Source organism: Salinisphaera sp., from assembly GCF_035690525.1.
Classification (GTDB): domain Bacteria; phylum Pseudomonadota; class Gammaproteobacteria; order Nevskiales; family Salinisphaeraceae; genus Salinisphaera.
In genome coordinates, this window is sequence record NZ_DASSKM010000184.1 from 1 (window position 1) to 3,369 (window position 3,369).

Annotated in this window: 4 protein-coding genes; all 4 read right to left on the bottom strand. The window is 70.1% G+C overall.

Features of this window, described 5'->3' with window-relative positions; genetic code table 11:
• The coding region (locus VFJ08_RS14385) for an amidohydrolase family protein (RefSeq protein WP_324997917.1) at positions 1–671 on the bottom strand (671 nt) is incomplete at its 3' end.
• Positions 671–1,720 carry an SIS domain-containing protein gene (locus VFJ08_RS14390; protein WP_324997918.1) on the bottom strand — a complete coding sequence of 350 codons (1,050 nt, stop codon included), beginning with the start codon at positions 1,718–1,720 and terminating at the stop codon, positions 671–673. The genes VFJ08_RS14390 and VFJ08_RS14385, both read right to left, overlap by 1 nt.
• Positions 1,717–2,610 (bottom strand): BadF/BadG/BcrA/BcrD ATPase family protein, encoded by an 894-nt coding sequence (locus VFJ08_RS14395; protein ID WP_324997919.1) that lies wholly within the window; start codon positions 2,608–2,610, stop codon positions 1,717–1,719. The genes VFJ08_RS14390 and VFJ08_RS14395 overlap by 4 nt, the downstream gene beginning before the upstream one ends.
• The gene (locus VFJ08_RS14400; protein ID WP_324997920.1) at positions 2,603–3,211 is read right to left on the bottom strand and encodes an MFS transporter; all 609 of its coding nucleotides are present in this window, start codon (positions 3,209–3,211) and stop codon (positions 2,603–2,605) included. Before VFJ08_RS14400 ends, VFJ08_RS14395 begins: the two co-directional genes overlap by 8 nt.
• Positions 3,212–3,369: the final 158 nt, after the last annotated feature.

Sequence of the window (3,369 nt, forward strand, 5' to 3'; positions counted from 1 at the left end):
ACCATGGCGTTGAACAGATGCGTGCCGCGGTTCGCGCCCGCCGCGATCGCCGCTTCGGCCTGGGCCGCGGTACAGCCCGAGTGCCCGATCGAGGCGCGCACGCCCCGCGCGCTCAGGTGCGCGACCAAGGCTTCGCCGCCCGGCTGTTCCGGCGCGAGCGTGACCACGCGAATACGCTGGCCCGAAGCCGCCTGCCAGCGATCGAACAGCGCGATATCGGGTGCGATGATGTGCTCGACCGGCTGGGCGCCGGCCTTGTTCCGATCGACGAACGGGCCTTCCAAATGGATGCCGAGCATTTCGGCCATGCCGGGTTCGGTGGCGAAATCCGCCGCCACGCCCAGGGCGGCCTCGATCGCCGCGACCGGCCCCGTCATCGTCGTGGCGAGAAACGAGGTGGTGCCCTCGGCCGGCAGATAGCCCGCGATCCGAGCCAGGCCGTCGGCGTCGGCGTCCATCACGTCCGCGCCCATCGCGCCGTGGATATGGGCATCGATGAAACCGGGCACGACATGCCAGTCGGCCGGCAGATCGACCGCCGGCGCCGTACGCGTGTCGCCGCCGATCCGCGCGCCGGCGACGGTGATCGCCCGCGCCTCACGCGCGCCGCCATGCACCCGGGCGCCGCGCAGCTGCCAGGTGTGTTGCGGATCACCGCTCGCGCGGGCCATCAGTACGTGCTCGTGACCTTGGCCACATTGGGCGGCCGGTCGGGATCGTAGCCGAGCGCGACCGCCCGGGCCTCCAGCGCGCCGTAGCAATCGAAGGCCACCGCGATGGCATCGGTGTAGACGTTGCCGGTCGCGGGCCGGCTCACGACAGTCAGATGGTCCGCGCGCGCCGCGCCGTCCAAATCCGGGCCCAGCAGCGTGACGTTCGCGCCCAGCTCGGCCAGGCGATGCGCGGTCTCGATCAGCCCGTCCCGGGTCGCGTCGTCCAGACAGATGACGAGCACCGGCGTGCCGGGGCCGACCAGCGTGAGCGGGCCATGAATGAATTCGGCGGCCGAGAATGCCTCGGCCGGGGTCACACAGACTTCCTTGAACTTGAGCGCGACCTCGCGCGCGATGCCGAGGCTCACGCCGCGCCCGAGCACGAAACCGGCCGAATCGAAGGCGGCGAGCGCGGCCGCGTCCAGCGGGGCCTGATGGTCGCGCCGATCGGCGAGCGTGGCCGGGAGGCGTTCCAGCGCGGCTTCCAACTCCTGATCGTCGGCCACCGTCGCCACCAGCCGTGCCGCAGCCGCCAGCGTGCCGAGATAAGTCTTGGTCGCGGCCACTGCCTTTTCCGGGCCCATGGCCAGATCGATGGTGTGCGCCACGGTCGCCGCGAGCCGGGACTGCCGGTCGTTGGTCAATCCGAGCGTGAGCGCGTCGGTCGCGTTGGCGGCCGCCACCACCGCGTTGATGTCCGAGCCCGCGCCCGACTGCGATATCGCCATCACAACCGAGCCGGCCAGCATCGGCTGCCGGCGATAGACGGTGAACAGGCTGGGCGTAATCTCGCCGACCACGCGGCCGGCGCCCAAGCCCGCCGCGGCCGCGAAGAACGCGCCGGCGTGCGATGAACTGCCGCGGGCGGTGACCCACCAGGGCGCGTTCGGACGGGCGGCCAGATCGGCCGCGATCGCGGCGATCGTTTCGCGATTGGTCGTCCATTGTGTGGCCAGACGCTCGGGGGTTTCGAGCATCTCCTGCCGCATGAGAGTGATCGAGCTCATGAATCGGTCTCCACCGAGGATCGAGTCGAGTAGCGGGCCATCAAGGCGGCGCCGTACGCGCCGTCGTGAACGGCCGGGGTGAGCCGCGCGCGCAGGTCCGCATCGAGCCGGGGCGCGATGGTGTCGGCCAGCCCGCCGGTCAGCGCCAGCGCCAGACCGGCGCGACCGCCGACCAGCGCGCGCGCGACCGCAGAGACGTGTTGGCCAGCCGTAGTGAGTAGCGCATCGGCGCTGGTCCCGCCCTGGTCGGCCAATGCCACTACGGCCCGCGCGTAACCGGCGAAATCACCGGCGTGCGCGCCACAGGCCCAGTCGGCCAGCGCGCCGGCGTCATCATCGAAATCGGCCAGCAGCCGGTCGGCCAGGCCGTCGCGCGGCGCACGGCCGTCGGCGGCGGCCAGCGCGTGGCCGACCGCCTCCATGCCGAGCCAGGCGCCGGACCCGCGATCGTCGTGCGGAAACCCCCAGCCACCGGCGCGCAGCGTCTCGCCGCCATCGCGGCAGAAACCGACCACGCCGGTGCCGACCGCCACGATCGCGCCGTCGCGCAGCGCATGGGCGCCGGCACAGGCGATATGGGCGTCCGAGACCACCTCGAGCGCCGCGCACGCCGGCGCGGCCGCCACGAAGGCGCGATATGCTGACGCGATCTCGGTGCCGGCGATGCCGATCGTCACGCTCGCCGCGCGCAGATCGAGACCGGCGAGCGCGTCGATGGCGCGGATCGTTTCGACGATCGTGGCCCACGCGGTATCGGCGCGTCCGTTGAGGGTGGCCGCCGCGCCGCCCGCCTCGCCGATCAGGCGGCCCGAGGGCTCGAGCGCGACGACCCGCGTTTTGCTCGCGCCGCCGTCGACGCCGATGGACACCTCCGGCTGGGCGTCAGCCACGGGGTTCTCCGAGAAAGTGCGATTCGATGTCTTCCAGCTTACGCCCTTTGGTCTCCGGCAGCGGAAAGAGCGCGATCAGGAGATACAGGAAGGCCGCGACCGCCAGTAGCCCGAAGGCACCCGCGTAACCGGCCACGGACACCAGATCCATAAACACGGCGGCGAGCGCGGCCGAGACCAGCGAATTGGCGAACAGGGCAATCGCCATGCCCTTGGCGCGGATCGCCAGCGGCAGCACTTCGGAAATCGCCAGCCAGACCACGATGCCGGGACCAATCGCGTAGAAGATGATAAACACGATCACCCCGATCAGCGTGGCATAGCCCTGAAACACGGACGGCGCGGTCAAAAGATGGAGGAGCGCCAAAAACGCCAGGGCGACCGTCGCACCCGCGGTTCCCAGAATCAGCAGTGGGCGCCGCCCGACCCGGTCGATCAGCGCCAGGCCGATAATGGTCACGACGAAATTCACCGCCCCGATCGTGACGCTGCCGAGCACCGCGCTGGCGCCACCGCTCAGGCCGGACTGATTGAAGATCACGGTGTTGAACTGCAGCAGCGTGTTGATGCCGGTAAGTTGCTGCAGTATGCCGATCCCCACGGCGATCGCGAAGGCCTAGCCTTGTCCAATGACACATGAGCCTGAGCGAAGCGCGCGATTCCAGGGTGAGATGAGCCTGAAGGCGGTCTGGAGTTTGGGATCATCGGAGCATGATCGTGCGACTCCATACCCAAAGACTCCAGACCATTGACGAGGTT

Excerpts from the sequence above, each read along its gene's own strand:
- VFJ08_RS14390 (WP_324997918.1), bottom strand. The coding sequence starts at position 1,720 with ATGAGCTCGATCACTCTCATGCGGCAGGAGATGCTCGAAACCCCCGAG.